The following is a 24,767-nucleotide window of genomic DNA, read 5'->3' on the forward strand; positions in this document are numbered from 1 at the left end:
TCTTCCCGATGCCCCCAATTGCCCCATGAATGATTGGGCTTGATCACCGCTCCACGCTGTCTGACATGGACGCGTAATCTCCCCGCCGTGGCGAGGAAGTACCTCACCACCACCCCCCGCGAGGAGTCACCTGTGCGTGCTCTTGTCCGTATATCGCCGCGTACGTCACGTCGTGTACTCGGCACCGCCGTCCTGGCCGGAACCCTGGCCCTGACGCCCCTCTCCGCCCCGGTCGTCGCCCAGGCTTCCCCGACCCTGGCCGGCGCCTCCGCCGAGGAGTGCGCCGACGACACGGCCGCCCTGTCCGGAGCGCGCAAGGAGCGTGGCGCCGACAGCCACGCCCACGAGCCCAACGAGGTCACCGCCGCCAAGGCCAAGGCCATGGACGACGACCTGCGCAAGAAGCTGGCCGCCGCCAAGTCGAGCGGCCGGGTGAGCGCCCAGGCCGACGCCGCCGCCGTGGTCACCATCCCGGTGTACTTCCACGTCGTCCACAGCGGCACGACGGGCAAGCTGTCGGCCACCCAGATCAACAACCAGATGGCCGTCCTCAACGCCGCCTACGGCGGCCAGGGCACCGGCAACGTCAACACCGGCTTCCAGTTCTCGCTGGCCGGAACCGACTACACGGACAACGCCTCCTGGTACAACCTGACCTCCGGCTCCACCGCCGAGAAGCAGATGAAGCAGACCCTCCGCAAGGGCGACGCGGGCGCGCTGAACTTCTACACCGCCAACCTCGGCGGCGGTCTGCTCGGCTGGGCGACCTTCCCGACCTCGTACAACTCCAACCCGTCCATGGACGGTGTGGTCGTCCTCGACTCGTCCCTGCCGGGCGGCTCGGCGGCCAACTACGACGAGGGCGACACCGCCACCCACGAGGTCGGCCACTGGATGGGCCTCTACCACACCTTCCAGGGCGGCTGCAACGGCAACGGCGACTACGTCTCCGACACCCCGGCCGAGAAGTCCCCGGCCTACGAGTGCCCGACCGGCCGTGACTCCTGCGCCTCCAAGTCCGGTGTGGACCCGATCCACAACTTCATGGACTACACGTACGACGCCTGCATGTACCAGTTCACCACGGGTCAGGTGACCCGGATGAACGACCACTGGACCGCGTACCGCGCCTGACGGCCCGTCCGCGCACAGTGAACGGCCCCCGGGGTGCTCCCCCGGGGGCCGTCCCCGTCACTCCTCCCCGGCCAGCCCGTCGAGGAAGTCGAGGGCGATCGCCCACGTCCGCTCCGCCGCCTCGGCGTCCCAGTCCGGCAGCTCCGGGTCCGTGTAGACGTGCCCGGCACCCCGGTACCGGTAGACCTCCACGTCCGCGCCCGCCTTCCGCATCTGGAGGTACCAGGCGGACAGCCAGTCGTCCGTCTCGAACGGGTCCGGCTCCGCCACGTGCAGCTGGACGGGCAGCTCGTCCACCGAGGCGTTCGGCGCGAGGTCCGAGGTGCCGTGGAGCAGCAGCAGCCCGCGGGCCTTCTCGTCGCCGAGCGCCAGGGTCTGCGCGACCGAGGCGCCGAAGGAGAAGCCCGCGTAGACGAGCCCGCGGTCCGAGTAGGGGGCGGCGGCGAGCACCGCGCGCTTCAGCAGCTCGTCCGAGCCGATCCCGTCCTTCTTCGCCATGCCCTCCTCGACCGAGTCGGTGGTCCAGCCGTCGAAGAGGTCCGGCACCCAGACCTGGTGGCCGGCGGCCCGCAGCCGTTCGGCGGCGGCCTCGACGGCCGGGCGCACCCCGTGCACCGAGTGGAAGAGCATGATGTCCATACCCGCCATCCTGCCACCCGCCGGCGGCGACGCCCCGGAGCCTCCGGGCGGGCTCAGCGCATCGAGCGGACGTCCAGCTGCCGCAGCACCCGGTCCACCACCTCGGGGTCCGCGCCCGGCTCGCTGCGCGCGGAGAGGACCTCGTGCCGGGCGGCGGACATCATCTCCCGCTGGATCGACTGGAGTCTCCTCACCCGCTCGGCCCGCTCCGTGAAGGCGGCCCGCCGCTCCTCGTCCACCATGTCCGGGCTGATCCGCGCCCCGATGTCGTAGGCCCCGCGCTGGAGCCGTTCGGCGACCTCCTCGGGCAGCTCCTCGAACTCCTCGATCTCCTTGAGGCGCCGTTTGGCGGCCTTGGCGGCCCGGACGGCCAGCTCCCGCTCGAAGGCGCGCTCGGCGTCCGCGTCGGCCTCGACCCCGAGCCTGCGCACCAGCCAGGGCAGGGTGAGCCCCTGGACGACGAGGGTCGCCATGATCACGCAGAAGGCGATGAAGACCAGCTCGTCCCGGCCGGGGAAGGGCGAGCCGTCCTCGGTCGTCCGCGGGATGGCGAGCGCCAGCGCCACCGAGGCCACCCCGCGCATCCCGGACCACCACATGACGACGGTCTCCCGCCAGCTCATGGGGATCTCCTCGGCCACGTCCCTGCGGTCGTGCAGCCGCTTCGCCAGCCAGGTGGCGGGCAGCAGCCACAGCAGCCGGACCCCGATGACGACGGCGACGACGACCGCGCCCCAGCCGAGCATCTCGCCCGCCCGGCCCTCGGCGACGCCGAAGACGTGGATGAGCTCCAGGCCGATGAGGCCGAAGGCGATGCCGGTGACGAGGGTGTCGACGATCTCCCAGAAGGTCTGCCCGGCGAGCCGCCCCATCACGTCGTCGGCGTCGACCGCGTACTCGGCGAGGAAGAGCGCGGTGACGAGGACCGCGAGCACGCCCGAGCCGTGCAGCTCCTCGGCGAGGACGTAGGAGACGAAGGGGACGAGGAGGGTGAGGCCGGTCTGGAGGGTGGCGTCGCCGAGGAAGCCCATCAGCTTGTTGGTGACCCAGCCGAGCGCGAGGCCGACGACGACCGCGACGACCGCCGACAGGACCAGCTCGCCCAGCGCCTCCGGCCAGGAGAACTCGCCGCTCACCACGGCCGCGATGGCCACGTGGTAGAGCACGATCGCGGTGACGTCGTTGAAGAGCCCCTCGCCCTCCAGGATCGACACCAGGCGCCGGGGCAGCCCGAGCGAGCCGGCCACGGCGGTCGCCGCCACCGGGTCGGGCGGGGCGACCAGGGCGCCGAGCGCGAGCGCGGCGGCCAGCGGGATGCCGGGCACCAGCGCGTCCGCGACCGCGCCGACGGCGGCCGTGGTGACGAAGACCAGGGCGACCGCGAGCAGGAAGATCGGCCGCCGGTTCGCCGCGAACTGCCGCCAGGAGGTGCGCTGCACGGAGGCGTAGAGCAGCGGCGGCAGCACCAGCGGCAGGATGAACTCGGGCGGGATGTCGACGTTCGGCACGAACGGCAGGACGGCCAGCACGATCCCGAGAAGGGTCATCAGCACGGGCGCGGGCAGCCCCAGACGGTCCCCCAGGGGGACGGTGAGCACGGCGCCGAGGAGCAGCAGGAACAGGAGGGCCAATTGATCCACGGCCCCACCCTGTCACGTACGTCCGTTTTGGTGGCGATTGCCCCCTCGGTGGGGGCAGATGTCCGCTGTGGTACGTCACGGGCGTCTCGACGGGTGCGATCGCAGCACGCGCCGCACGGCCCGGTGCGGTCGGAGCACGCGCCACACGGCCCGTGCGGTCGGAGCACGCGCCACACGGCCCGTGCGGTCGGAGCACGCGCCACACGGCCCGTGCGGTCAGAGCACGGCGCCACACGGCCCGTGCGGTCAGAGCACGCGCCGCATGGCCCGGTGCGGGATGCCCGCGTCCGGGAACTCCCCGCCGTACGCCACGTAGCCGAGCCGCTCGTAGAAGCCGAGCGCGTGCGTCTGGGCGTGCAGGTCGACGGCGGTCAGACCGCGCCCGCGGGCCGCGTCCTCGATGGCCCGGACCAGCGCCGCGCCGACTCCGAGGCCGCGCGCCGCCTCGGCGACCGCGAGCCGGCCGAGCGAGCCCACGGACGCGTCCGCGCCGGTCCTGCCGACCGCGTCGGATCCGTGCAGCAGTCGGCCGGTGCCCAGCGGCACCCCGTCCGCGCGGACGGCGAGGACGTGCACGGCGGTGGAGTCGTACGTGTCGTACTCGATCTCCTGCGGGACGCCCTGCTCCTCGACGAAGACCTCGCGGCGGACCGCGAAGCACGCCTCCAGGTCGCCCTCGCCCGCGGCCTCGCGGACCGCGTACGCCTCGCTCACCGGCTCTCCGCCTCGATGCGGTCCAGGGCGGTGCTCAGGTCGGCCGGGTAGGTGGACTCGAACTCGACCCACGTGCCGTCGCCGGGGTGCTCGAAGCCCAGCCGGACCGCGTGCAGCCACTGGCGGGTCAGCCCGAGCCGCTTGGCCATGGTCGGGTCGGCGCCGTAGGTCAGGTCGCCGACGCAGGGGTGGCGGTGGGCCGACATGTGCACCCGGATCTGGTGGGTGCGGCCGGTCTCCAGCTTGATGTCGAGCAGCGAGGCCGCCCGGTACGCCTCGATCAGGTCGTAGTGGGTGACGGACGGCTTGCCGTCCGCGGTCACGGCCCACTTGTAGTCGTGGTTCGGGTGCCGGCCGATCGGCGCGTCGATGGTGCCGCTCAGCGGGTCCGGGTGGCCCTGGACCAGCGCGTGGTAGCGCTTCTCGACCGTGCGCTCCTTGAACTGGCGCTTGAGGGAGGTGTACGCGTACTCCGACTTGGCGACCACCATCAGGCCCGAGGTGCCGACGTCGAGCCGGTGCACGATGCCCTGGCGCTCGGCCGCCCCGGAGGTGGAGATCCGGTAGCCGGCGGCGGCGAGGCCGCCGATCACGGTGGTGCCGGTCCAGCCGGGGCTCGGGTGGGCCGCGACCCCGATCGGCTTGGAGATCACCACGATGTCGTCGTCGTCGTGGACGATCTCCATGCCCTCCACGGGCTCGGCGACGATCTGCACGGGCGCGGGCGCGCCCGGCATCTCGACCTCCAGCCACGCGCCGCCGCTCACCCGCTCGGACTTGCCGACGACGGAGCCGTCGACCTGGACCTTCCCCGCCGCGGCGAGCTCGGCCGCCTTCGTACGGGAGAACCCGAACATACGGGCGATGGCGGCGTCGACGCGCTCGCCCTCCAGGCCATCGGGAACGGGCAGGGTGCGGATCTCGGGACTCGTGCTCACCCGTCGAGTATGCCTTGTGCCGGGAGTGCTCGGTCCTGCGTGCTCAGTCCTTGTGGACGGTGCCGTCCGGGTCCAGGCCCCGGAAGGACAGGATGACGATCAGGATGCCGCCGCAGACGATCGCCGAGTCGGCGAGGTTGAAGACGGCGAAATGGGCCGGGGCGATGAAGTCCACGACCGCGCCCTCGAAGACGCCCGGCGAGCGGAACAGCCGGTCGGTGAGGTTGCCGAGCGCGCCGCCGAGCAGCAGGCCCAGGGCGATCGCCCACGGCAGGCTGTAGAGCTTGCGGGCCAGCCGGACGATCACCACGATCACGGCCGCCGCGATGCAGGTGAAGACGATCGTGAACGCCTCGCCCATGCCGAAGGCCGCGCCCGGGTTCCGGATCGCCTCGAAGCGGAGCAGGTCGCCGATGACCTTGATCGGCTCACGGCCCTCCAGCTTCTCGACCACGACGATCTTGCTGCCGAGGTCGATCAGATAGGCGAGGACGGCCACCACGAAGAGCGCGACGATCCGCCGCTTGCCCTTCGGTGCCTCCTCGGGCAGCCGCTCCTGGCCGGCCGACTCCTCGGCCCCTGCTGAATCCGGCGTACCGATGACGCTCTCCGCCTCTGCCACGTGAGTGAGTCCCTCGTACCTCGTTGCCTGACCGTGCACCGAGAGTACGGCACAGACGTGCGAGACCGGCAGCCCGTACCGCCGGTCCGCGCACGTCGGGGGGCGGGAAGGGCTCAGCCCCGCCGTTCCTGCTTCTGCTTGTCCTCCACGCACAGGGTGGCGCGGGGGAACGCCTGCATGCGGGCCTTGCCGATGGGCTTGCCGCAGACCTCGCAGAGGCCGTACGTGCCCGCGTCGAGCCGCTCCAGGGCGTGCTCGGACTGCTCCAGCATCTCCCGCGCGTTGGCCGCCAGGGCCAGCTCGTGCTCGCGGGTGATGTTCTTGGTGCCCGTGTCGGCCTCGTCGTGGCCGGCGCCGTCCCCGGAGTCCCGCATCAGACCGGTCAGCTCCTCCTGGGAGTGGACCAGCTCGCTGCGCAGCCGCAGCACCTCGGCCTGGAGCTCGCTGCGGGCCTCGGCGACCTCCTCTGGCGTCCACGGGTCCTCCCCGGGCCGTACCGCGAGCTCCCCGGTACGCGCCGGGGGCACGGCCGCATCGTCGTCGGCGGTCGTGACGCCACCCGCGGTCTTCTTCGCTGCCACCGTCCTGGCTCCTGTCTGCTTCTTCGCGGCGGCCTTCCGGCCGACGGCCTTCTTCACGGACTTCTTCCCGCCCGGGGCCGCCTCGACCCCGTCCCCACCCGGCTCTCCGGAACCGGAGGAGGCCGCCTCGGCCTCCCCGGCGGAGGTCTTCCCCGCGGCCGGCCTCTCCGCCGCGGCCTTCCTCGCGGGGGCCTTCCTCGCGGGGGTCTTCTCCTCCGCGGTCCCCGCCGCGGTCCCGCGCGCGGTCCTCCTGGCGGCGGTCTTCCCCGCCGGGGCCTTCTCCGCCGGGGCCTCCCCGGCGGCGGCCTCGGAGGCGCCCTCCCCGGCGGCCCGCGCGGCGGCCGTCCCCGCCGCGGACGTCCGCGGCGCGCGCCTCTTCCCGGCCGTGCCCTCCGGGGCCTCGGGATCGCCCGGGGAACCGGCGGCCCCGGGGTCCCCGGCACCGGCCGGGGACTGCCTCGCGGCGGTCTTCTTCGCCACCATGTCGCGGCCCCTTCACATTTTGTGATCTTGCTCGCGCACCGTGGTGGGACGATAAATCGGCCCAAGGCGCGCGGCAACGGGGCACGCCGCCCGTACCGCCCGCCCCGCGCCCCTCGGCGCGGACCCGTGGGAACTGGTGCCCAACTCCCCACCGGGTTATCCGCCCGGCCGGTCCCCCACATGGCCCCCACCGACCCCGGACCGCCCCATGTGCCCATTCGGGTCACCCGCAATCCGGTCGGCCCGGCACCCCCGCGCCCCGTACACTGGCCTCAGCGAGAGGCGTCGATGGGGACCAGTAGCGTCGTACGCGAGCCATGAGCGACCCGGGGACGGTGAGAGCCCGGGGGCGAGCCCGATGCGAAGCATCACCCCGGAGCTGCCGGAAGAAAGCCGCGTGGACACGCACCACGAAGCGCGGTGACTAGACCCGGTGTCGCGACCCCAATGAGGGGGCTCCGGACGGTCACGCCCGGGGCCAAGGAGGGTGGTACCGCGGGAGCACGGCTCTCGTCCCTCCGACGGAAGCAGGAAATGTCCGTCCGGAGGAGAGTCCGCCGCATGACCACGCCGCAGTACCGCCAGGTGCCCGCCCAGGTCGACCTGTCCGCGCTCGAGCACGCCGTGCTCGACTTCTGGCAGGAGAACAAGGTCTTCGCCAAGACCCTGGAGCAGTCCGAGGGCCGCCCCGAGTGGGTCTTCTACGAGGGCCCGCCCACCGCCAACGGCATGCCGGGCGCGCACCACATCGAAGCCCGCGTCTTCAAGGACGTCTTCCCCCGCTTCCGCACCATGCGCGGCTACCACGTGGCCCGCAAGGCCGGCTGGGACTGCCACGGCCTCCCGGTCGAGCTCGCCGTCGAGAAGGAGCTCGGCTTCTCCGGCAAGAAGGACATCGAGGAGTACGGCATCGCGGAGTTCAACGCGAAGTGCCGCGAGTCGGTGACCCGCCACACCGACGCCTTCGCCGAGCTCACGACCCGCATGGGCTACTGGGTCGACCTCGACGATGCCTACCGCACCATGGACCCCTCGTACATCGAGTCGGTCTGGTGGTCGCTCAAGCAGATCTTCGACAAGGGCCTGCTCGTCCAGGACCACCGCGTCGCCCCCTGGTGCCCCCGCTGCGGCACCGGCCTCTCCGACCACGAGCTGGCCCAGGGCTACGAGACGGTCGTCGACCCCTCCGTCTTCGTCCGCTTCCCGCTGACCTCCGGCCCGCTCGCCGGCAAGGCCGCCCTCCTCGTCTGGACGACGACCCCGTGGACCCTGGTGTCCAACACGGCCGTCGCCGCCCACCCCGAGGTCACCTACGTCGTCGCCACCGACGGCGACGAGCGCATCGTCGTCGCCGAGCCGCTGCTCGACAAGGCCCTCGGCGAGGGCTGGGTCACCACCGGCGAGTCCTTCACCGGCAAGGAGATGGAGCGCTGGACCTACCAGCGCCCCTTCGAGCTGATCCCCTTCGACGCCCCGGCCCACTACGTGGTCAACGCCGAGTACGTCACCACCGAGGACGGCACCGGCCTCGTCCACCAGTCCCCCGCCTTCGGCGAGGACGACCTCAAGGTCTGCAAGGCGTACGGCCTGCCGGTCGTGAACCCGGTCCGCCCCGACGGCACCTTCGAGGAGGACGTCCCGCTGGTCGGCGGCGTCTTCTTCAAGAAGGCCGACGAGGCCCTCACCGCCGACCTCGACGCGCGCGGCCTGCTCTACCGGCACATCCCGTACGAGCACAGCTACCCGCACTGCTGGCGCTGCCACACGGCCCTGCTCTACTACGCGCAGCCGTCCTGGTACATCCGCACCACCGCCGTCAAGGACCGCCTGCTCCAGGAGAACGAGAACACCAACTGGTTCCCGGACTCCGTCAAGCACGGCCGCTTCGGCGACTGGCTGAACAACAACATCGACTGGGCGCTCTCCCGCAACCGCTACTGGGGCACCCCGCTCCCGATCTGGCGCTGCGAGGAGGGCCACCTCACCTGCGTCGGCTCGCGCGCCGAGCTGACCGAGCTGACCGGCACCGACCAGTCCTCGCTCGACCCGCACCGCCCGTACATCGACGACGTCACCTTCGCGTGCCCGGCCGAGGGCTGCTCCCTCGAAGCGGTCCGCGTCCCCGAGGTCATCGACGCCTGGTACGACTCGGGCTCCATGCCGTTCGCGCAGTACGGCTACCCGTATCAGAACAAGGAGCTGTTCGAGAGCCGCTACCCGGCGCAGTTCATCTCCGAGGCCATCGACCAGACGCGTGGCTGGTTCTACACGCTGATGGCCGTCGGCACCCTCGTCTTCGACAAGTCCTCGTACGAGAACGTGGTCTGCCTCGGCCACATCCTCGCCGAGGACGGCCGCAAGATGTCCAAGCACCTCGGCAACATCCTCCAGCCGATCCCGCTGATGGACCAGCACGGCGCCGACGCCGTGCGCTGGTTCATGGCCGCCGGCGGCTCCCCCTGGGCGGCCCGCCGCGTCGGCCACGGCACCATCCAGGAGGTCGTCCGCAAGACCCTCCTCACGTACTGGAACACGGTCGCCTTCCAGGCCCTGTACGCCCGTACGTCCGGCTGGGCGCCGTCCGCCGCCGACCCGGCCCCGGCCGACCGCTCCGTCCTCGACAAGTGGCTGCTCTCCGAGCTGAACACGCTCGTCGCCGAGGCCACCGAGGCGATGGAGGCGTACGACACCCAGCGCACCGGCAAGCTGCTGTCCGCCTTCGTCGACGACCTCTCCAACTGGTACGTGCGCCGCTCCCGCCGCCGCTTCTGGCAGGGGGACAAGGCGGCCCTGCGGACCCTCCACGAGGTCGTCGAGACCGTCACCCGGCTGATGGCCCCGCTGACCCCGTTCATCACCGAGCGGGTCTGGCAGGACCTCGTCGTCCCGGTCACCCCGGACGCCCCCGAGTCGGTCCACCTCGCCACCTGGCCGGAGGCCGACGCCGCCCTCGTCGACGGCACCCTCTCCGAGCAGATGGTCCTCGTCCGCCGGCTCGTCGAGCTCGGCCGCGCGACCCGCGCCGAGTCCGGCGTGAAGACCCGCCAGCCGCTCTCCCGCGCGCTGGTGGCGGCGAAGGGCTTCGCGGCGCTCTCCCCGGAGCTCCAGGGCCAGATCACGGAGGAGCTCAACGTCACCTCCCTCGCCTCCCTCTCCGAGGTCGGCGGCTCGCTGGTCGACACCACCGCCAAGGCGAACTTCCGCGCGCTCGGCAAGCGCTTCGGCAAGGGCGTCCAGGACGTCGCCAAGGCCGTGGCCGCGGCCGACGCGGCGGCGCTGGCGCTGGCCCTGCGGGACGGCGAGGCGAGCCTGGAGGTGAACGGCGAGACCATCACCGTCACCCCCGAGGAGATCATCATCACGGAGACCCCGCGCGAGGGCTGGTCGGTCGCCTCCGACTCCGGCGCGACGGTCGCCCTCGACCTGGAGATCACCCCGGAGCTGCGCAAGGCGGGCCTCGCCCGTGACGCGATCCGCCTCATCCAGGAGGCCCGCAAGAACAGCGGCCTCGACGTCGCCGACCGCATCGCGCTGCGCTGGGCCTCCGCCTCCCCCGAGACCGCGGAGGCCCTCCGGGCCCACGCGGGCCTCATCGCGGACGAGGTCCTGGCGACGGACTACGCGGAGGGCGCGCCCTCCGACGGCTACGGCCCCGCCTTCGAGGACGAGCCCCTCGCCCTCACCTTCCACCTGCGCAAGGTCTGACCCGCACGCGAAGGGCCCCGCACTCCCCAGGGAGTGCGGGGCCCTTCCGCATGCCGCGGGGGCGTGAGCCGGGCCCGGACACGGCGAAGGGCCAGGTGCTGGAGTGGATCCAGTCCTGGCCCTTCGGCTGCCGACGGCTACGTGCTCAACGCACGCTCAGGCGCCGCCTCAGTTGTCGTCCTCGTCGATCAGGAAGCCCCGCATCGGCGCCGGCGCCTGCTGCATCGGCTGCGGCGCCTGCGGCCGCACCGGTGCCATCGGCTGCGTCATCGCCGGGGACATCTGCTGCTGGCCGCCGTAGGACGGGGCACCGCCCATGGACGGACCGCCGCCCATCGGGCCGTTGCCGCCGTAGGACGGCGCGCCCGCACCGGCCGACGCCATGGACGGGGCCGGCGGCAGCGAGGCCGTCGCCGGGGTCCGCGGCGGAGCCAGCGAGTCGTCCGCCTGGGTCTCCAGCTGACGCAGCTGGGACTCCAGGTAGGACTTCAGACGGGTCCGGTACTCGCGCTCGAAGCCGCGCAGGTCCTCGACCTTGCGCTCCAGCGTGGCGCGGGCGGACTCCAGGGAGCCCATCGCGACGCGGTGCTTCTCCTGCGCGTCCCGCTCAAGAGCGTCCGCCTTGGCGCGGGCGTCCCGCTCCAGGCCCTCGGCGCGGGAGCGCGCCTCGCCGACGATCTTGTTGGCCTCGGAGCGGGCCTCGGCGATCGCCTGGTCGGCGGTCTGCTGGGCCAGCGAGAGGACACGGGCGGCGCTGTCGCCACCGGGCTGCTGCGGGGGCTGCGGCTGCATCTGCTGCTGCTGCGGGTGACCCATGGGGCCGCCCTGCATCGGGCCGGGACCCATCGGACCGCCCTGCATCGGGCCCGGACCCATGGGTCCGCCCTGCATGGGGCCGGCGGGAAGCTGAGGAGCGCCGGAAGGCAGCTGCGGCGGGCCCATCTGCGGCGGCTGCTGCTGGACCGGCGGACCGGATATGGCCGCGGGCACGGGGGCGCCGGGACCGACGGGACGGTTGTCCTGCGGCTCCGGGGGCTTGCGCATGGCCTGCTGCTGGTTCTGCGCGGCGGCGCGCGTCGCGGCGGCCAGCTTGGCGCGCAGGTCCTCGTTCTCGCGGAGCAGGCGGGTCAGCTCGGCCTCGACCTCGTCGAGAAAGGCATCGACCTCGTCCTCGTCATAGCCTTCTCGAAGGCGGACGGTCGTGAACTGCTTGTTCCGCACGTCCTCGGGGGTCAGCGGCATCTCTTCTTCACCTCTACGTAGTCGTCGGCAGTCGGCAGGACCGTATCGTCCACACTCACCTCGCGAGGGAGTTCACGACGGAGATGAGGATGTAGACGATGATCATCAGAACGAAGAAGGACAGGTCGAGTGCCACGCCCCCGAGACGCAACGGCGGGATGAGCCGCCGCAGAAGCTTGAGCGGTGGATCGGTGACAGTGTAGGTGGCCTCCAGAACGACCACCATCGCCTTGCCGGGTTCCCATGAACGGGCGAACTGGAAGACGTAGTCCATGACCAGCCGGAAGATAAGGAAGACGAGGAAGCACATCAGCGCGATGTAGACCACCTGTAGTGCGACGCCCATCCCGCGTTTCCCTCTCCCCTGGCTCTCGTGTGCTCAGCTTGCTCCGGCCACTCGCGCGGCCGGTCCGTCCGGTCTCGTTCTCAGCTCTGGTTGAAGAATCCGCCCTCTGCGATCCGGGCCTTGTCCTCCGCCGTGACATCGACGTTAGCAGGCGACAACAGGAACACCTTCTGCGTCACGCGCTCAATGCTGCCATGGAGCCCGAAGACGAGTCCGGCGGCAAAGTCGACAAGTCGCTTCGCGTCCGTGTCGTCCATCTCCGTGAGGTTCATGATCACCGGGGTGCCCTCACGGAAGTGTTCCCCGATGGTACGGGCCTCGTTGTAGGTCCGGGGGTGCAGCGTGGTGATGCGGTAGGGCTCCCGCTCGGACACGACCTTGGGCATGATCACCGGTGCGTTCTTCTCCAGGCTCGGGCGTTCGGGTGTGATGGATGCCACGGGGGCAATTCGGGCCGGACGTCCGCTTTCGGCGAGTACCGGGACAGAGTGGGCGACGGGTTCCCGGGGGGCGGGGGGCTGCACCACGCGCACCGGCTCCTCGCGCTCGATCTGGCGCGGAGGGGTGTGACGCCGCTCCCTCTCGGGCTCCGGCTCCAGCTCGGGCTCGAAGTCGTCGTCGGGGTCGAAGCCCCGGCCGTCGTACCCATCGTCCTCCACGAGACCGAGGTAGACCGCCATCTTGCGCATCGCGCCGGCCATGCTCCGATTCCTCCGCTCTGTGGTGGATCGGCCTCGTCACCAAGTGCCCGCGATCCACGGGTCACCCCGCCGTTCGCGGAATGACCATATTTTCTGCTGTGGTCCGACCTGCTTCGCGACGTTACCCGAGCTTCGGGCGCACACCGAGTACCGCCGTACCGACGCGTACGTGTGTCGCCCCGGCAGCGATGGCGTCCTCGAGGTCCGCGCTCATGCCCGCCGAGACCATGTTCGCAGCCGGACGGGTCGCGCGCAGGGCAGTCGACAAATCCATCAGCCGGTCGAAGGCGGCGCGTTGCCGCCCGGCGTACGCGCCGACGAGCGGGGCGACCGTCATCAGGCCGTCGAGCCGCAGCCCGGGCGCCTCGTCGAGCGCGGCGGCCAACTCCTCGATCCCGTCCGGAGCCACGCCGCCTCGGTCGCCGCGGCCGCCCGCCTCGGCGTCGAGGGCGACCTGGACCAGACAGCCGAGCTCCCGCCCGGCCCTCTCCGCGCCCGTGGAGAGAGAGGAGACGAGCTTGAGCCGGTCGACGGACTGCACCACATCGGCATAACCCACCACGGATCTGACCTTGTTCGTCTGCAACTGACCGACGAAGTGCCAGGTGAGATCGAGGTCGGCGCAGGCGGCCGCCTTGGGAGCGGCGTCCTGGTCGCGGTTCTCCGCCACGTGCCGCACCCCGAGTCCGTGCAGGATCCGCACGTCGCTCGCCGGGTAGGTCTTGGTGACGACGATGAGGGTCACCTCCTCGCGGGGGCGTCCGGCGGCGGCGCAGGCCGCCGCGATCCGCTCCTCCACCCGCGCGAGATTCTCCGCGAGTTCGGCCTTACGGTCCGTCATGCCTCTTACCTGCCCAACCAGACATATCCCGCGAGTCGCCCTGTGGTGCGGTCGCGTCGGTACGAGTAGTGGTCCGGGGACTCCAGGGTGCAGACCCCGGTGTCCTCGACGTCGGTCACCCCGAGCCGGGCCAGCTGGGCACGGACCCCGGCGGCGACGTCGACGGCGGGGGTGCCCCAGGAGGTCTCGGCGTGCGCGTCGGGTTCGACGGCGGCGACCTCGGCGCGCATCGCCTCGGGGACCTCGTAGCAGCGTCCGCAGACGGCGGGGCCGGTGCGGACGGCGATCCGGCCGGGCTCGGCGCCCCGTTCCGTCATCGCCGCGACGGCGGCGGGGACGACTCCGGCGATCATGCCGGGCCGCCCGGCGTGGGCGGCGGCGACGACCCCGGCGACCGGGTCGGCGAGGAGGACGGGCACGCAGTCCGCGGTGAGGACGGCGAGGCCGAGTCCGCGGCGGGTGGTGACGATCGCGTCGACGGCGGGGACGGCGTCGCCGCCGTCCCAGGGGCCGTCGACCACGGCGACGCCGGCGCCGTGGACCTGGTTCATCCAGACGACCAGGCCCGGGTCGAGCCCCAGCCCGGCGGCGGCGCGGGCCCGGTTGGCCCGGACGGCCTCCGGGTCGTCGCCGACGGCGCCGCCGAGGTTGAGCTCCTCGTACGGAACGGCGCTCACCCCGCCCCACCTGTCGGTGAAGGCGAAGTGCGCGCCGTTCGTGGTGAAGCGGTGCCCTATCACTTCAGGAAGTCCGGCACGTCCAGCTCCTCGGCGGGGCTGTCCGTGTACGGGCGGGCCGGCGGGACGACCGGCGGAACGGGCGGCAGCGAGGTCTCGCCGACGGCCGGGGCCTGCTCGACCGGCGCGGCGACGGGCTCCTCGCGGGGCGTCACCGTGCCGAGGCCGCCGAGCGGGCGGGGCGCCTCGGCGATGCGGGGGGCCGGGGCCGGCTCCTCGCGCTTGGCGGAGACCGAGCCGATGATGTTGTCCCGGCGGGCCGGCGGCTGGCCGCCGTCGAAGCCGGCCGCGATCACGGTGACCCGGACCTCGTCGCCGAGGGCGTCGTCGATGACGGCGCCGAAGATGATGTTGGCCTCCGGGTGGGCGGCCTCGCTGACCAGCTGGGCGGCCTCGTTGATCTCGAAGAGACCGAGGTCGCTGCCGCCGGAGATGGAGAGGAGCACACCGCGGGCGCCGTCGATGGACGCCTCCAGGAGCGGCGAGGAGATCGCCATCTCCGCGGCGGCCACCGCGCGGTCGTCGCCGCGGGCGGAGCCGATGCCCATGAGGGCGGAACCCGCCTCGGACATGACCGACTTGACGTCGGCGAAGTCGAGGTTGATCAGACCCGGGGTGGTGATGAGGTCGGTGATGCCCTGGACGCCGCTGAGCAGGACCTGGTCGGCCGACTTGAAGGCGTCGAGGACCGAGACCTGGCGGTCCGAGATGGACAGCAGGCGGTCGTTCGGGATGACGATGAGGGTGTCGACCTCTTCGCGGAGCTCGGCGATGCCGTCCTCCGCCTGGTTGGCGCGCCGGCGGCCCTCGAAGGTGAACGGGCGGGTGACCACGCCGATCGTCAGGGCGCCGAGCGAGCGCGCGATGTTGGCGACGACGGGCGCGCCGCCGGTGCCGGTGCCGCCGCCCTCGCCGGCGGTGACGAAGACCATGTCGGCCCCCTTGAGGACCTCCTCGATCTCCTCGCGGTGGTCCTCGGCCGCCTTGCGGCCGACGGCAGGGTTGGCCCCGGCCCCGAGGCCGCGGGTCAGTTCACGGCCGACGTCGAGCTTGACGTCGGCGTCGCTCATCAACAGTGCCTGTGCGTCGGTGTTGATGGCGATGAACTCGACGCCCTTGAGACCGACCTCGATCATTCGGTTGATGGCATTGACACCACCGCCGCCGACACCGATGACCTTGATGACTGCGAGGTAGTTCTGCGGTGCTGCCACGTCGAAGGCCTCTCGCCTCGAGTTACGTGTCGTCGTTGCGCCGTGGTTGACGCGCCGCGACGACGGATGCCGATGGGGTGGTCCGGGACGCCGACCCCAACCCTAACGTTGAAGTTTAGGGTTACCAGTGTCTCTGTTCGCTGGACTCTTCCGAACAGGACACTAAGTCGACAAGTGGCGCGCGTTCAACGAACACGCCGAACCTCCCGTTTTTCTTTTCACCCTATGTGATCACCCGTAGCGCTGGCCAACCAGGGTGCTGGCCGGCGCGGATGCGCGTCAACTCCCCGACGAGGCGGGCGCGCTGGGGGCACTTACATCGAAGTGCCCCGCTTTGGGGGTCGCCTTCATGAGGGCGGTGAGCACCCGGGCCTTCGCGGGCCCGTGTTCGGCACTGCCCCAGAAGACGGTGCGATCCCGGGTCAGCTCCAGAGTGACGGAGTCGTACGAGGAGAGGCGTACGACACGAGTGTCCTTCGCGATCGCGTCCGGGAGTTCACTCCGTACGCGCACCGCCTCGGCCAGCAGCCGGTCCGCGTCGAAGCGGCGCAGGCTGGGCGAAGCGGCCGCGTCGAGGACGAGCCGGGGCACTCCGCGGGTCGGTGTGGTGACGGTCGCGAACGGGACGGCCGTGGAGTCGACTTCGGTGAAAGCTCCGCGCTTCTCCAGAAGCAGCACGGGTTTCCGTTCCGTCACTTTCAGACCGATTCCGTGCGGCCAGGACCGGAATACCTCGACCGAGGCGATACGGGGCAGTTCCTCCCGGAGCCGCGCCTCGATCCCCTCGGTGTCCACGGTGACCAGCGGAGCGCCGACCGGGACGGCGGCGACGGCCTCGACCTCCGCCGGGGTGAGCACCGCCGTGCCCGAAGTCTTCACACGTTCCACACGGAACCAGGTCGACCCGTAGAGGGCCCAGACCGTGCCGCCGGCGAGCAGGAGCGCACCGGCGGCGATCAGGGCGAGTCGCAGTCCGGTCGGACGGAACCGTCCGCCGGCGCCCTCCGGCCGGGGCTGCCGGTCCGACGATCCTTTCGGCTTCCCGGTGCCGCTCTTCTCCGCGGTCGTCGGTCCGGCTGCCACGCGCGCCTCTTCCCTCGGTCCTCCGCTACGCCTGGCGGCGGGCGGCGATCGCCTCGTACACCATGCCGACGAGCAGGTCGTCGGCGTCCCGGCGGCCGAACTCGGAGGCGGCGCGGGACATCTCGTACAGCCGGTGCGGATCGGCCAGCACGGGCAGGACGTTGGCCTGGACCCACTGCGGCGACAGCTCCGCGTCGTCGACGAGGAGTCCGCCGCCGGCCTTGACCACCGGCTGCGCGTTGAGCCGCTGTTCGCCGTTGCCGATGGGCAGCGGGACGTAGGCGGCGGGCAGTCCGACGGCGGAGAGCTCGGCGACGGTCATCGCGCCGGCGCGGCAGAGCATCATGTCGGCCGCGGCGTACGCGAGATCCATCCGGTCCACGTACGGTACCGGCACGTAGGGCGGCATTCCGGGCATGTTGTCGACACGCGGCACCTCGTTCTTGGGGCCGACCGCGTGCAGGATCTGGATGCCGGAGCGCTGGAGCACCGGGGCGATCTGCTGGATGACCTCGTTGAGCCGGCGGGCTCCCTGCGAGCCGCCGGAGACCAGCAACGTGGGCAGGTTGGGGTCGAGGCCGAAGGCGGCGCGCGCCTCGGGCCGGACCCGGGCCCGGTCGAGGGTGGCGATGGTGTGCCGCAGCGGGATGCCGATGTAACGGGCGTTGCGGAGCTTGGAGTCCGGGGTGGCGACGCCGACGGCGGCCGCGTACCGGGAGCCGATCTTGTTGGCCAGGCCGGGCCGGGCGTTGGCCTCGTGGACCACGATCGGCACGCCGAGCCGCTTGGCGGCCAGATAGCCGGGCAGCGCCACGTAACCGCCGAAGCCGACCACGCAGTCCGCCTGGGTGCGCTCCAGGATCTGCTCGGCGGCCTTGATGGTGCCGCGCAGGCGTCCGGGGACGGTGATCAGCTCGGGGGTGGGCTTGCGGGGCAGCGGTACGGCGGGGATGAGCGCCAGCTCGTAGCCACGCTCGGGCACGAGCCGGGTCTCCAGGCCCTTCTCCGTGCCCAGCGCCGTGATGCCCACGCTCGGGTCCTGCCTGCGCAGGGCGTCCGCGAGGGCGAGCGCCGGCTCGATGTGACCGGCGGTCCCCCCGCCGGCGAGTACGACATGCACCGAAATTCACCGCTCTCCGGACGGGCGCTTCTTGACGCGCCGTCGCATCGACTTCCATCTCACCCCGGCCCGCTTGCCCCAGCCGGGGCGGCGCATGGCCAGGGCCGCTTTCGCGGCGGGATCCTGTCGCGCGAAGGCGATCAGGAGCCCGACGGCGAACATGGTCGGCAGCAGGGCCGACCCCCCGTACGAGAACAGCGGGAGCGGGACACCGGCGATCGGCAGCAGACCGAGCACCGCACCGATGTTGATCACGGCCTGGGCCGTGATCCAGGTGGTCACGCCTCCCGCGGCGAATCTCACGAAGGGGTCCTCCGTGCGTCCGGCCACGCGGATACCCGCATAGCCTAGGGCCGCGAACAGGGCGACGACCGACAGCGTCCCCGCGAGGCCCAGTTCCTCACCGGTGACCGCGAAGATGAAGTCGGTGTGCGCTTCGGGTAGTTGGCCCCATTTTTCCACACTCGCGCCGAGTCCGGAACCGAACCATCCGCCCGACGCCAGAGCATAGATTCCGTGTGCGGCCTGGAGGCACGGGGCCCCCTCACCGCCCGGATCGGTGGCGCCGATGCACTGGAAGCGGTCCATCCGGTGCGGGCTGGTCCTGATGAGCAGCGCGCCGAGGGCGCCCGCCACGGCGAGCACGCCCACGAAGAGGCGGGTGGGGGCGCCGGCCGTCCACAGCAGGCCGAAAAGGATCGCGGTGAGGATGATCGCGGTGCCCATGTCGCCGCCGAGCATGATCAGCCCGAGCAGCATGAACGCGCCCGGAACCAGCGGCACGAGCATGTGCTTCCACTGCGTGAGGAGTCTCATGTCCTGCTTGCGGGCGAGCAGGTCGGCGCCCCACAGGATCAGCCCCAGCTTGCCGAACTCGCTGGGCTGGAGCATGAACGGGCCGCCCAGCGAGATCCAGTTCTGGTTGCCTCCGACGGAGTGCCCTATCCCCGGGATCTGGACGAGCACCATGAGGAAGACCGCGCCCACCAGGATCGGGTAGGCGAGCGCCCGGTGCAGCTTCACCGGCATCCGCGAGGCGACCAGGAGCAGACCGGTGCCCAGGAGCGCCGCGAAGAACTGCTTCCGGAAGAAGTAGGACGGCACCAGCTCGTAGCGGAGCGCCGTGATCATCGAGGCCGAGTAGACCATCACCAGGCCGAGCGTGGTGATGAGCAGCCCCGCGCCGATGATCACGTAGTACGCCGTGAGCGGCCGGTCCCAGGCCCGCTGCGCCCGCGTGTAGAGCCCGCGTACGCCTCCGCCGCGCGCCCCTCCCGGGGTCGCGGGGGCCCGCCCTCCGCCCGGTCGGGCGGAGGGCCGGCGTGTCCCGGCGATCTTGCTCGGCATGGTCGCTGCCCCCTCCGGTCAGGCCCGGTACGGCCGGACCCTCGCAGTGGTCGGGTCAGGCGTCCCCGGTGGCGGCGAGGGCGCGGACCGCGTCCGCGAACGCCTCGCCCCGCTTGTTGTAGTTGGTGAACATGTCCATCGAGGCGCAGGCCGGGGCCAGGAGGACGGTGTCCCCCGGACGGGCGAGCCGGGCCGCCTCACGGACCGCCTCGGACATCGCCCCAGTGTCGGTCCGGTCGAGGTCCACCACCGGGACCTCCGGGGCGTGTCGCGCCAGGGCTTCGCGGATCAGCGCGCGGTCCGCGCCGATCAGGACGGCCCCGCGCAGCCGCTTCGCGGAGTTCTGCACCAGCTCGTCGAAGGTCGCGCCCTTGGCGAGGCCGCCGGCGATCCAGACGATCGGGTCGTAGGCGGCCAACGAGGCTTCGGCGGCGTGGGTGTTGGTGGCCTTGGAGTCGTCGACGTAGGTCACGCCCTCGACCTCCTCGACCAGTTCGATCCGGTGCGGGTCGGGGCGGAAGGCCCGCAGCCCGTCCCGTACGGCCTGCGGCTCGACGCCGAAGGCGCGGGCGAGGGCGGCCGCGGCGAGCGCGTTGGCGATGTTGTGCGGGGCCGGCGGCTGCACGTCGGCGACCTCGGCCAGCTCCTGGGCGTTCTTCTGCCGGTTCTCGACGAAGGCCCGGTCGACGAGGATGCCCTCGACGACGCCGAGCTGGGAGGGGCCGGGGGTGCCGAGGGTGAAGCCGATGGCCCGGCACCCCTCCTCGACGTCGGCCTCGCGGACCAGGTCCTCGGTCACCGGGTCGGCCACGTTGTACACGCAGGCGACCTGGTTGCCCTCGTAGATCCGGCCCTTGTCGGCGGCGTACGCCTCCATGGAGCCGTGCCAGTCGAGGTGGTCGGGCGCCAGGTTGAGCACGGCGGCCGAGTGGGCGCGCACGGAGGGCGCCCAGTGCAGCTGGTAGCTGGAGAGCTCCACGGCGAGTACGTCGAGATCACCGTACGACTCCTCGTCGAGCACGGCGTCGAGGAGCGAGACGCCGATGTTGCCGACGGCGGCGGTCTTCAGCCCGGCCGCCTCCAGGATGGAGGCGAGCATCCGGGTCGTGGTGGTCTTGCCGTTGGTGCCGGTGATCGCCAGCCACGGGGCCGCGTCCGGGCCTCGCAGGCGCCAGGCCAGCTCGACGTCGCCCCAGATCTCCACGCCCGCCTCGGCGGCGGCCGCGAAGAGCGGCTTGTCCGGCTGCCAGCCGGGGGTGGTGACGACCAGCTCGGTGCCGGCCGGCAGGGTCGCCCCGTCGCCGAGGCGGACGGTGATCCCCTCCGCCTCCAGCTCCGCGGCCTGCGCCCGGGAGCGCTCGTCGTCCCCGTCGTTCACGACGGTCACCACGGCGCCCCGGGCGGCCAGGGCCCGGGCGGCCGGGATGCCGGACACCCCGAGCCCCGCGACCGTGACGTGCTTGCCCCGCCAGTCCAGCTCTTCGCTCACTTGTCGGCTGCCCATCCCGCGTAGAAGAGGCCCAGGCCCACGATGACGCACATGCCCTGGATGATCCAGAACCGGACGACGACCAGGACCTCGGACCACCCCTTGAGTTCGAAGTGGTGCTGGAGGGGGGCCATCCGGAAGACGCGCTTGCCGGTCATCTTGAACGAACCGACCTGGATGACCACGGACATGGTGATCAGCACGAACAGGCCGCCGAGCAGCGCGAGCAGCAGCTCCGTACGGGAGCAGATGGCGAGACCGGCCAGCGCGCCGCCGAGCGCGAGGGAGCCGGTGTCACCCATGAAGATCTTGGCGGGCGAGGTGTTCCACCACAGGAAGCCGAAGCAGGCTCCCATGAGCGCGGAGGCCACGACCGCGAGGTCGAGCGGGTCGCGGACCTCGAAACAGGCGCTCGGGTTGGTCAGGGTCAGCGCGTTGGCGCAGGACTCCTGGAACTGCCACAGCCCGATGAAGGTGTAGGCGCCGAAGACCATCACGGAGGCGCCGGTGGCCAGGCCGTCCAGACCGTCCGTCAGGTTCACGCCGTTGGACATGGCCAGGATCATGAAGAGCGCCCAGACCACGAAGAGGACCGGGCCGATCGACCAGCCGAAGTCGGTGATGAAGGAGAGCTTCTCGGAGGCCGGGGTGAGCCCGCGCAGGTCCGCGAACTGGAGCGAGAGCACCGCGAAGGCGATGCCGACGATGAGCTGGCCGGCCATCTTCGCCTTGGCCCGCAGGCCCAGCGAACGCTGCTTGACGATCTTGATGTAGTCGTCGAGGAAGCCGACCAGGCCCATGCCGGTCATCAGGAACAGCACCAGGACGCCCGAGTACGTCGGGTCCTCGCCGGTGATCACCTTGGCGAGGGCGTACGCGATGAGCGTCGCCAGGATGAAGGAGATGCCGCCCATGGTGGGCGTGCCCTTCTTCCCGGCGTGGCCGCGCGGGCCGTCGTCCCGGATGAACTGCCCGTATCCCTTGCGGGCGAGCAGCTTGATGAGCAGCGGGGTGCCGATCAGGGTCAGGAAGAGGCCGATGGCCCCCGCGAAGAGGATCTGCCTCATCGGCCCGATACCTCGCCCTCACCGTCGAGCAGCGCCAGGGCGACCTGCTCCAGACCGACCGAGCGGGACGCCTTCACCAGGACCACGTCCCCCGGGCGCAGCTCCCTGCGCAACAGGTCGACAGCCGCCTGCGCGTCGGACACGTGCACCGACTCCTCACCCCACGAACCCTCGTTATAGGCGCCCAGTTGCAGCCAGGACGCTTCCCTGTCCCCGACCGCGACGAGCTTGCTGACGTTGAGCCGGACGGCGAGCCGTCCGACCGCGTCGTGCTCGGCGAGCGACGCGTCACCGAGCTCGGCCATCTTGCCGAGCACCGCCCACGTACGGGCCCCGCGGGCCTGTCCGGCCCGGCCCATGGCCGCGAGCGCGCGCAGGGCGGCTCGCATGGACTCGGGGTTCGCGTTGTAGGCGTCGTTGACGATCGTCACGCCGTCCGGACGCTCGGTGACCTCCATGCGCCAGCGCGACAGGGAGCCGGCCTCGGAGAGCGCGGTGGCGATCTCCTGGACAGGCATGCCCAGCTCGTGCGCGACGGCGGCCGCTGCGAGCGCGTTCGACACGTGGTGCTCACCGTACAGGCGCAAGGTCACGTCGCTGCACCCGGTGGGTGTGTGAAGCCGGAAAGAGGGGCGTCCGGAGTCGGTGAGACGCACGTTCTCGGCACGTACGGCCGCTTCGTCCGCTTCGCCGAAGAGGGTCACGCGGGCCTTGGTGCGGCTCGCCATGGCGCGGACGAGGGGGTCGTCGGCGTTGAGGACCGCGATGCCGCCGTCCTCGGCGGACGGCAGGGACTCGACGAGCTCGCCCTTGGCCTCGGCGATCTGCTCGCGTCCGCCGAACTCGCCGATGTGGGCGGTGCCCACGTTCAGGACGAGCCCGATCCGGGGCGGGGTGAGCCCGGTCAGGTAGCGGATGTGGCCGATCCCGCGGGCGCCCATCTCCAGGACGAGGTGCCGGGTCTCCCCGGTCGCCCTGAGCGCGGTGAGCGGCAGGCCGATCTCGTTGTTGAGGGAGCCGGGCGTCCAGACGGTGGGCGCGTGGCGGTCGAGGACCTGGGCGATCAGGTCCTTGGTGGAGGTCTTGCCGGCCGAGCCGGTGAGGGCGACGACATCGGTGCCGAGCCGCTCGACGACCACGCGGGCGAGGGCGCCCAGCGCGGTCTGCACGTCGTCCACGACGATCGCGGGGACGCCGAGGGGGCGGGTGGCGAGCACGGCCGCCGCACCCGCCGCGACGGCGCGCTCCGCGTAGTCGTGGCCGTCGACGCGCTCCCCGGCGAAGGCGGCGAAGAGGCTGCCGGGCTTCACCTCGCGGGAGTCGATGACGACGGGCCCGGTGATCCGGGCACCCGGATCCGGTATGTCGTGCGCCTGCCCGCCGACGATTTCGGCGATCTCGGCGAGGGAGAGGGCGATCACTGCTTCATCCCTGACTGTTCTGGTGACGGTGTCCGATCGCTGCGGCGGCGGGGGTTCCGCCCGCCGCCTCGATCGCTGCGCGGAGGACCTGGCGGTCGTCGAAGGGACGGACCTGCCCGGCGATCTCCTGGCCCTGCTCGTGGCCCTTGCCGGCGACCAGGACGGTGTCGCCCGGCCGGGCGCGGGCGACGGCGGCGGCGACGGCGGCGGCCCGGTCGGGTTCGACCAGGACGTCACCGCGCTCGGCGGCGGGCACCTCGGCGGCGCCCGCGAGCATGGCGGTGAGGATCGCGAGCGGGTCCTCGGAGCGGGGGTTGTCGGAGGTCAGTACGGCGGTGTCGGCGAGCCGGGCCGCGGCGGCGCCCATGGGGCCGCGCTTGGTGGTGTCCCGGTCGCCGCCGCAGCCGATGACCACGTGCAGCCGGCCCTCGGTGACCTCGCGCAGCGAGCGCAGCACCGATTCGACGGCGTCGGTCTTGTGCGCGTAGTCGACGACGGCGAGGTACGGCTGGCCGGCGTCGACGCGCTCCAGGCGGCCGGGGACGCCGGGGACGGCGGCGACGCCGTCGGCGGCGGTCCGCGGGTCGAGCCCGGCGGTGGCGAGGGTCGCGATGGCGGCGAGGGTGTTGGCGACGTTGAACGGGCCGGGCAGCGGGGCGGTGGCGGGGATCCGCACGCCCTCGGGGCCGACGGCCGTGAAGGTGGAGTCGGCGGCGCCCAGGACGACGTCCTCGGCGCGCCAGTCGGCGTCGGCGCGGCCCTCGGCGGAGAAGGTGACGACCGGGACGGCCGCCTCCTTCGCGAGCCTGCGGCCGTACTCGTCGTCGGCGTTGACGACGCCGATCCGGCTGCGCTCGGGGGTGAAGAGGACGGCCTTGGCCCGGAAGTAGTCCTCCATGTCGGAGTGGAACTCCATGTGCTCCGGGCTGAGGTTGTTGAAGACGGCGACGTCGAAGACGCAGCCGTCGACCCGGCCGAGCACGAGGGCGTGGCTGGAGACCTCCATGGCGACGGCCTCGACGCCCCGCTCGCGCATGACGGCGAAGAGGGCCTGGAGGTCGGTGGCCTCGGGGGTGGTGCGCTCCGACTTGATGCGCTCGTCGCCGATGCGCATCTCGACGGTGCCGACGAGGCCGGTGTGTTTGCCGGCGCCGCGCAGCCCGCCCTCGACGAGGTAGGCGGTGGTGGTCTTGCCGGAGGTGCCGGTGATGCCGATCTGGAGGAGGTCGGCGCCGGGGCGGCCGTAGATCTCGGCGGCGAGTTCGCCCATCCGGCCGCGCGGGTCCGCGACGGCGAGGACGGGCAGGCCGGTGGCGGCGGCGCGGTCGGCTCCGGCCGGGTCGGTGAGGACCGCGGCGGCGCCGAGGCCGGCGGCCTGGGCGACGAAGTCGGCGCCGTGCAGGCGGGCACCGGGCAGGGCCGCGTACACGTCCCCGGGGCGTACCGCCCGGGAGTCGTGGGTGATGCCCGAGACGGGGACGTCCTGTGCGGCGTCGGGGATCTCGGTGTCCAGCCGTGCCGCGAGCTCGCCCAGGGGTGTCGGGCGGGCCCGCTCCGGGCGGGGCGGGGCGGTTCGGGACTGATCAGCGTGTGGCACGGCGGTGAGCGTACCGGGCGCACCCTGCGGGGGACCAAACGAGCCGGGGGCGTCGCCGGAGTTCGATTTCCGGTTCCCGGAGTGGGGGGTGATCGTCGTCACTGGT

At 72.0% G+C, this 24,767-nt stretch carries 21 protein-coding genes; 2 read left to right on the top strand and 19 right to left on the bottom strand.

Annotated elements, in window-relative coordinates; translation table 11 throughout:
* Positions 1–132 precede the first annotated feature (132 nt).
* Complete coding sequence (locus tag ACFVU3_RS15330; protein ID WP_390066513.1) at positions 133–1,134, top strand: zinc metalloprotease; 1,002 nt, start codon at positions 133–135, stop codon at positions 1,132–1,134.
* 57 nt (positions 1,135–1,191) lie between these two features.
* Here the strand turns inward: ACFVU3_RS15330 and ACFVU3_RS15335 are convergent, their stop codons facing one another.
* The 6 genes from ACFVU3_RS15335 to ACFVU3_RS15360 all read right to left on the bottom strand — a co-directional run bounded on the left by ACFVU3_RS15335 (position 1,192) and on the right by ACFVU3_RS15360 (position 6,751).
* Positions 1,192–1,773, bottom strand: coding sequence for a dienelactone hydrolase family protein (locus tag ACFVU3_RS15335; RefSeq protein ID WP_390066379.1), 582 nt, complete (start codon positions 1,771–1,773; stop codon positions 1,192–1,194).
* A gap of 53 nt (positions 1,774–1,826) precedes the next feature.
* Entirely contained in the window at positions 1,827–3,413 is a 1,587-nt protein-coding gene (locus ACFVU3_RS15340; RefSeq protein WP_390066380.1) for a Na+/H+ antiporter, read from the bottom strand.
* Positions 3,414–3,659: 246 nt separating this feature from the next.
* The gene (locus tag ACFVU3_RS15345; RefSeq protein ID WP_390066381.1) at positions 3,660–4,127 is read right to left on the bottom strand and encodes a GNAT family N-acetyltransferase; all 468 of its coding nucleotides are present in this window, start codon (positions 4,125–4,127) and stop codon (positions 3,660–3,662) included.
* Positions 4,124–5,065: an RluA family pseudouridine synthase gene (locus ACFVU3_RS15350; protein WP_390066382.1), complete on the bottom strand. Its 942-nt coding sequence runs from the start codon at positions 5,063–5,065 to the stop codon at positions 4,124–4,126. Before ACFVU3_RS15350 ends, ACFVU3_RS15345 begins: the two co-directional genes overlap by 4 nt.
* A 43-nt stretch (positions 5,066–5,108) precedes the next feature.
* A complete protein-coding gene (gene lspA / locus ACFVU3_RS15355; protein ID WP_390066383.1) occupies positions 5,109–5,687 on the bottom strand; it encodes a signal peptidase II in 579 nt (192 codons plus the stop codon).
* 113 nt (positions 5,688–5,800) lie between these two features.
* Positions 5,801–6,751 (bottom strand): TraR/DksA family transcriptional regulator, encoded by a 951-nt coding sequence (locus tag ACFVU3_RS15360; RefSeq protein WP_390066384.1) that lies wholly within the window; start codon positions 6,749–6,751, stop codon positions 5,801–5,803.
* Positions 6,752–7,312: 561 nt separating this feature from the next.
* Between ACFVU3_RS15360 and ileS the strand changes: the two genes are divergently transcribed.
* Positions 7,313–10,456: an isoleucine--tRNA ligase gene (gene ileS, locus ACFVU3_RS15365; protein ID WP_390066385.1), complete on the top strand. Its 3,144-nt coding sequence runs from the start codon at positions 7,313–7,315 to the stop codon at positions 10,454–10,456.
* A 168-nt stretch (positions 10,457–10,624) separates the two neighbouring features.
* Here the strand turns inward: ileS and ACFVU3_RS15370 are convergent, their stop codons facing one another.
* From ACFVU3_RS15370 to ACFVU3_RS15430, 13 genes are all read right to left on the bottom strand, one after another.
* A complete protein-coding gene (locus ACFVU3_RS15370; RefSeq protein WP_150227728.1) occupies positions 10,625–11,698 on the bottom strand; it encodes a DivIVA domain-containing protein in 1,074 nt (357 codons plus the stop codon).
* 55 nt (positions 11,699–11,753) lie between these two features.
* Positions 11,754–12,044 carry a YggT family protein gene (locus ACFVU3_RS15375; protein WP_189945168.1) on the bottom strand — a complete coding sequence of 97 codons (291 nt, stop codon included), beginning with the start codon at positions 12,042–12,044 and terminating at the stop codon, positions 11,754–11,756.
* An 80-nt stretch (positions 12,045–12,124) separates the two neighbouring features.
* A complete protein-coding gene (locus ACFVU3_RS15380) occupies positions 12,125–12,745 on the bottom strand; it encodes a cell division protein SepF (RefSeq protein ID WP_360318778.1) in 621 nt (206 codons plus the stop codon).
* 121 nt (positions 12,746–12,866) lie between these two features.
* Complete coding sequence (locus ACFVU3_RS15385) at positions 12,867–13,586, bottom strand: YggS family pyridoxal phosphate-dependent enzyme (protein WP_390066386.1); 720 nt, start codon at positions 13,584–13,586, stop codon at positions 12,867–12,869.
* Between the two features lie 5 nt (positions 13,587–13,591).
* Entirely contained in the window at positions 13,592–14,326 is a 735-nt protein-coding gene (gene pgeF / locus ACFVU3_RS15390; protein ID WP_390066387.1) for a peptidoglycan editing factor PgeF, read from the bottom strand.
* Complete coding sequence (gene ftsZ / locus ACFVU3_RS15395) at positions 14,323–15,537, bottom strand: cell division protein FtsZ (RefSeq protein WP_390066388.1); 1,215 nt, start codon at positions 15,535–15,537, stop codon at positions 14,323–14,325. Before ftsZ ends, pgeF begins: the two co-directional genes overlap by 4 nt.
* A 279-nt stretch (positions 15,538–15,816) precedes the next feature.
* Positions 15,817–16,620: a cell division protein FtsQ/DivIB gene (locus ACFVU3_RS15400; RefSeq protein WP_390066389.1), complete on the bottom strand. Its 804-nt coding sequence runs from the start codon at positions 16,618–16,620 to the stop codon at positions 15,817–15,819.
* Between the two features lie 25 nt (positions 16,621–16,645).
* Positions 16,646–17,740 carry an undecaprenyldiphospho-muramoylpentapeptide beta-N-acetylglucosaminyltransferase gene (gene murG, locus ACFVU3_RS15405; RefSeq protein WP_390066390.1) on the bottom strand — a complete coding sequence of 365 codons (1,095 nt, stop codon included), beginning with the start codon at positions 17,738–17,740 and terminating at the stop codon, positions 16,646–16,648.
* A gap of 6 nt (positions 17,741–17,746) precedes the next feature.
* Positions 17,747–19,087 (bottom strand): putative lipid II flippase FtsW, encoded by a 1,341-nt coding sequence (gene ftsW, locus ACFVU3_RS15410; protein ID WP_390066391.1) that lies wholly within the window; start codon positions 19,085–19,087, stop codon positions 17,747–17,749.
* Positions 19,088–19,142: 55 nt separating this feature from the next.
* Positions 19,143–20,591, bottom strand: a complete 1,449-nt coding sequence (gene murD, locus ACFVU3_RS15415) for a UDP-N-acetylmuramoyl-L-alanine--D-glutamate ligase (protein WP_390066392.1) — start codon at positions 20,589–20,591, stop codon at positions 19,143–19,145.
* On the bottom strand, positions 20,573–21,643 hold the full coding sequence (mraY, locus tag ACFVU3_RS15420) for a phospho-N-acetylmuramoyl-pentapeptide-transferase (RefSeq protein WP_390066393.1): 1,071 nt from the start codon (positions 21,641–21,643) through the stop codon (positions 20,573–20,575). Before mraY ends, murD begins: the two co-directional genes overlap by 19 nt.
* The gene (murF, locus tag ACFVU3_RS15425; RefSeq protein WP_390066394.1) at positions 21,640–23,064 is read right to left on the bottom strand and encodes a UDP-N-acetylmuramoyl-tripeptide--D-alanyl-D-alanine ligase; all 1,425 of its coding nucleotides are present in this window, start codon (positions 23,062–23,064) and stop codon (positions 21,640–21,642) included. The genes mraY and murF overlap by 4 nt, the downstream gene beginning before the upstream one ends.
* Positions 23,065–23,068: 4 nt before the next feature.
* Positions 23,069–24,763 (bottom strand): UDP-N-acetylmuramoyl-L-alanyl-D-glutamate--2,6-diaminopimelate ligase, encoded by a 1,695-nt coding sequence (locus tag ACFVU3_RS15430; protein WP_390066395.1) that lies wholly within the window; start codon positions 24,761–24,763, stop codon positions 23,069–23,071.
* Between the last annotated feature and the right edge of the window lie 4 nt (positions 24,764–24,767).

It is taken from the genome of Streptomyces sp. NPDC058052 (assembly GCF_042885515.1).
GTDB lineage: Bacteria > Actinomycetota > Actinomycetes > Streptomycetales > Streptomycetaceae > Streptomyces.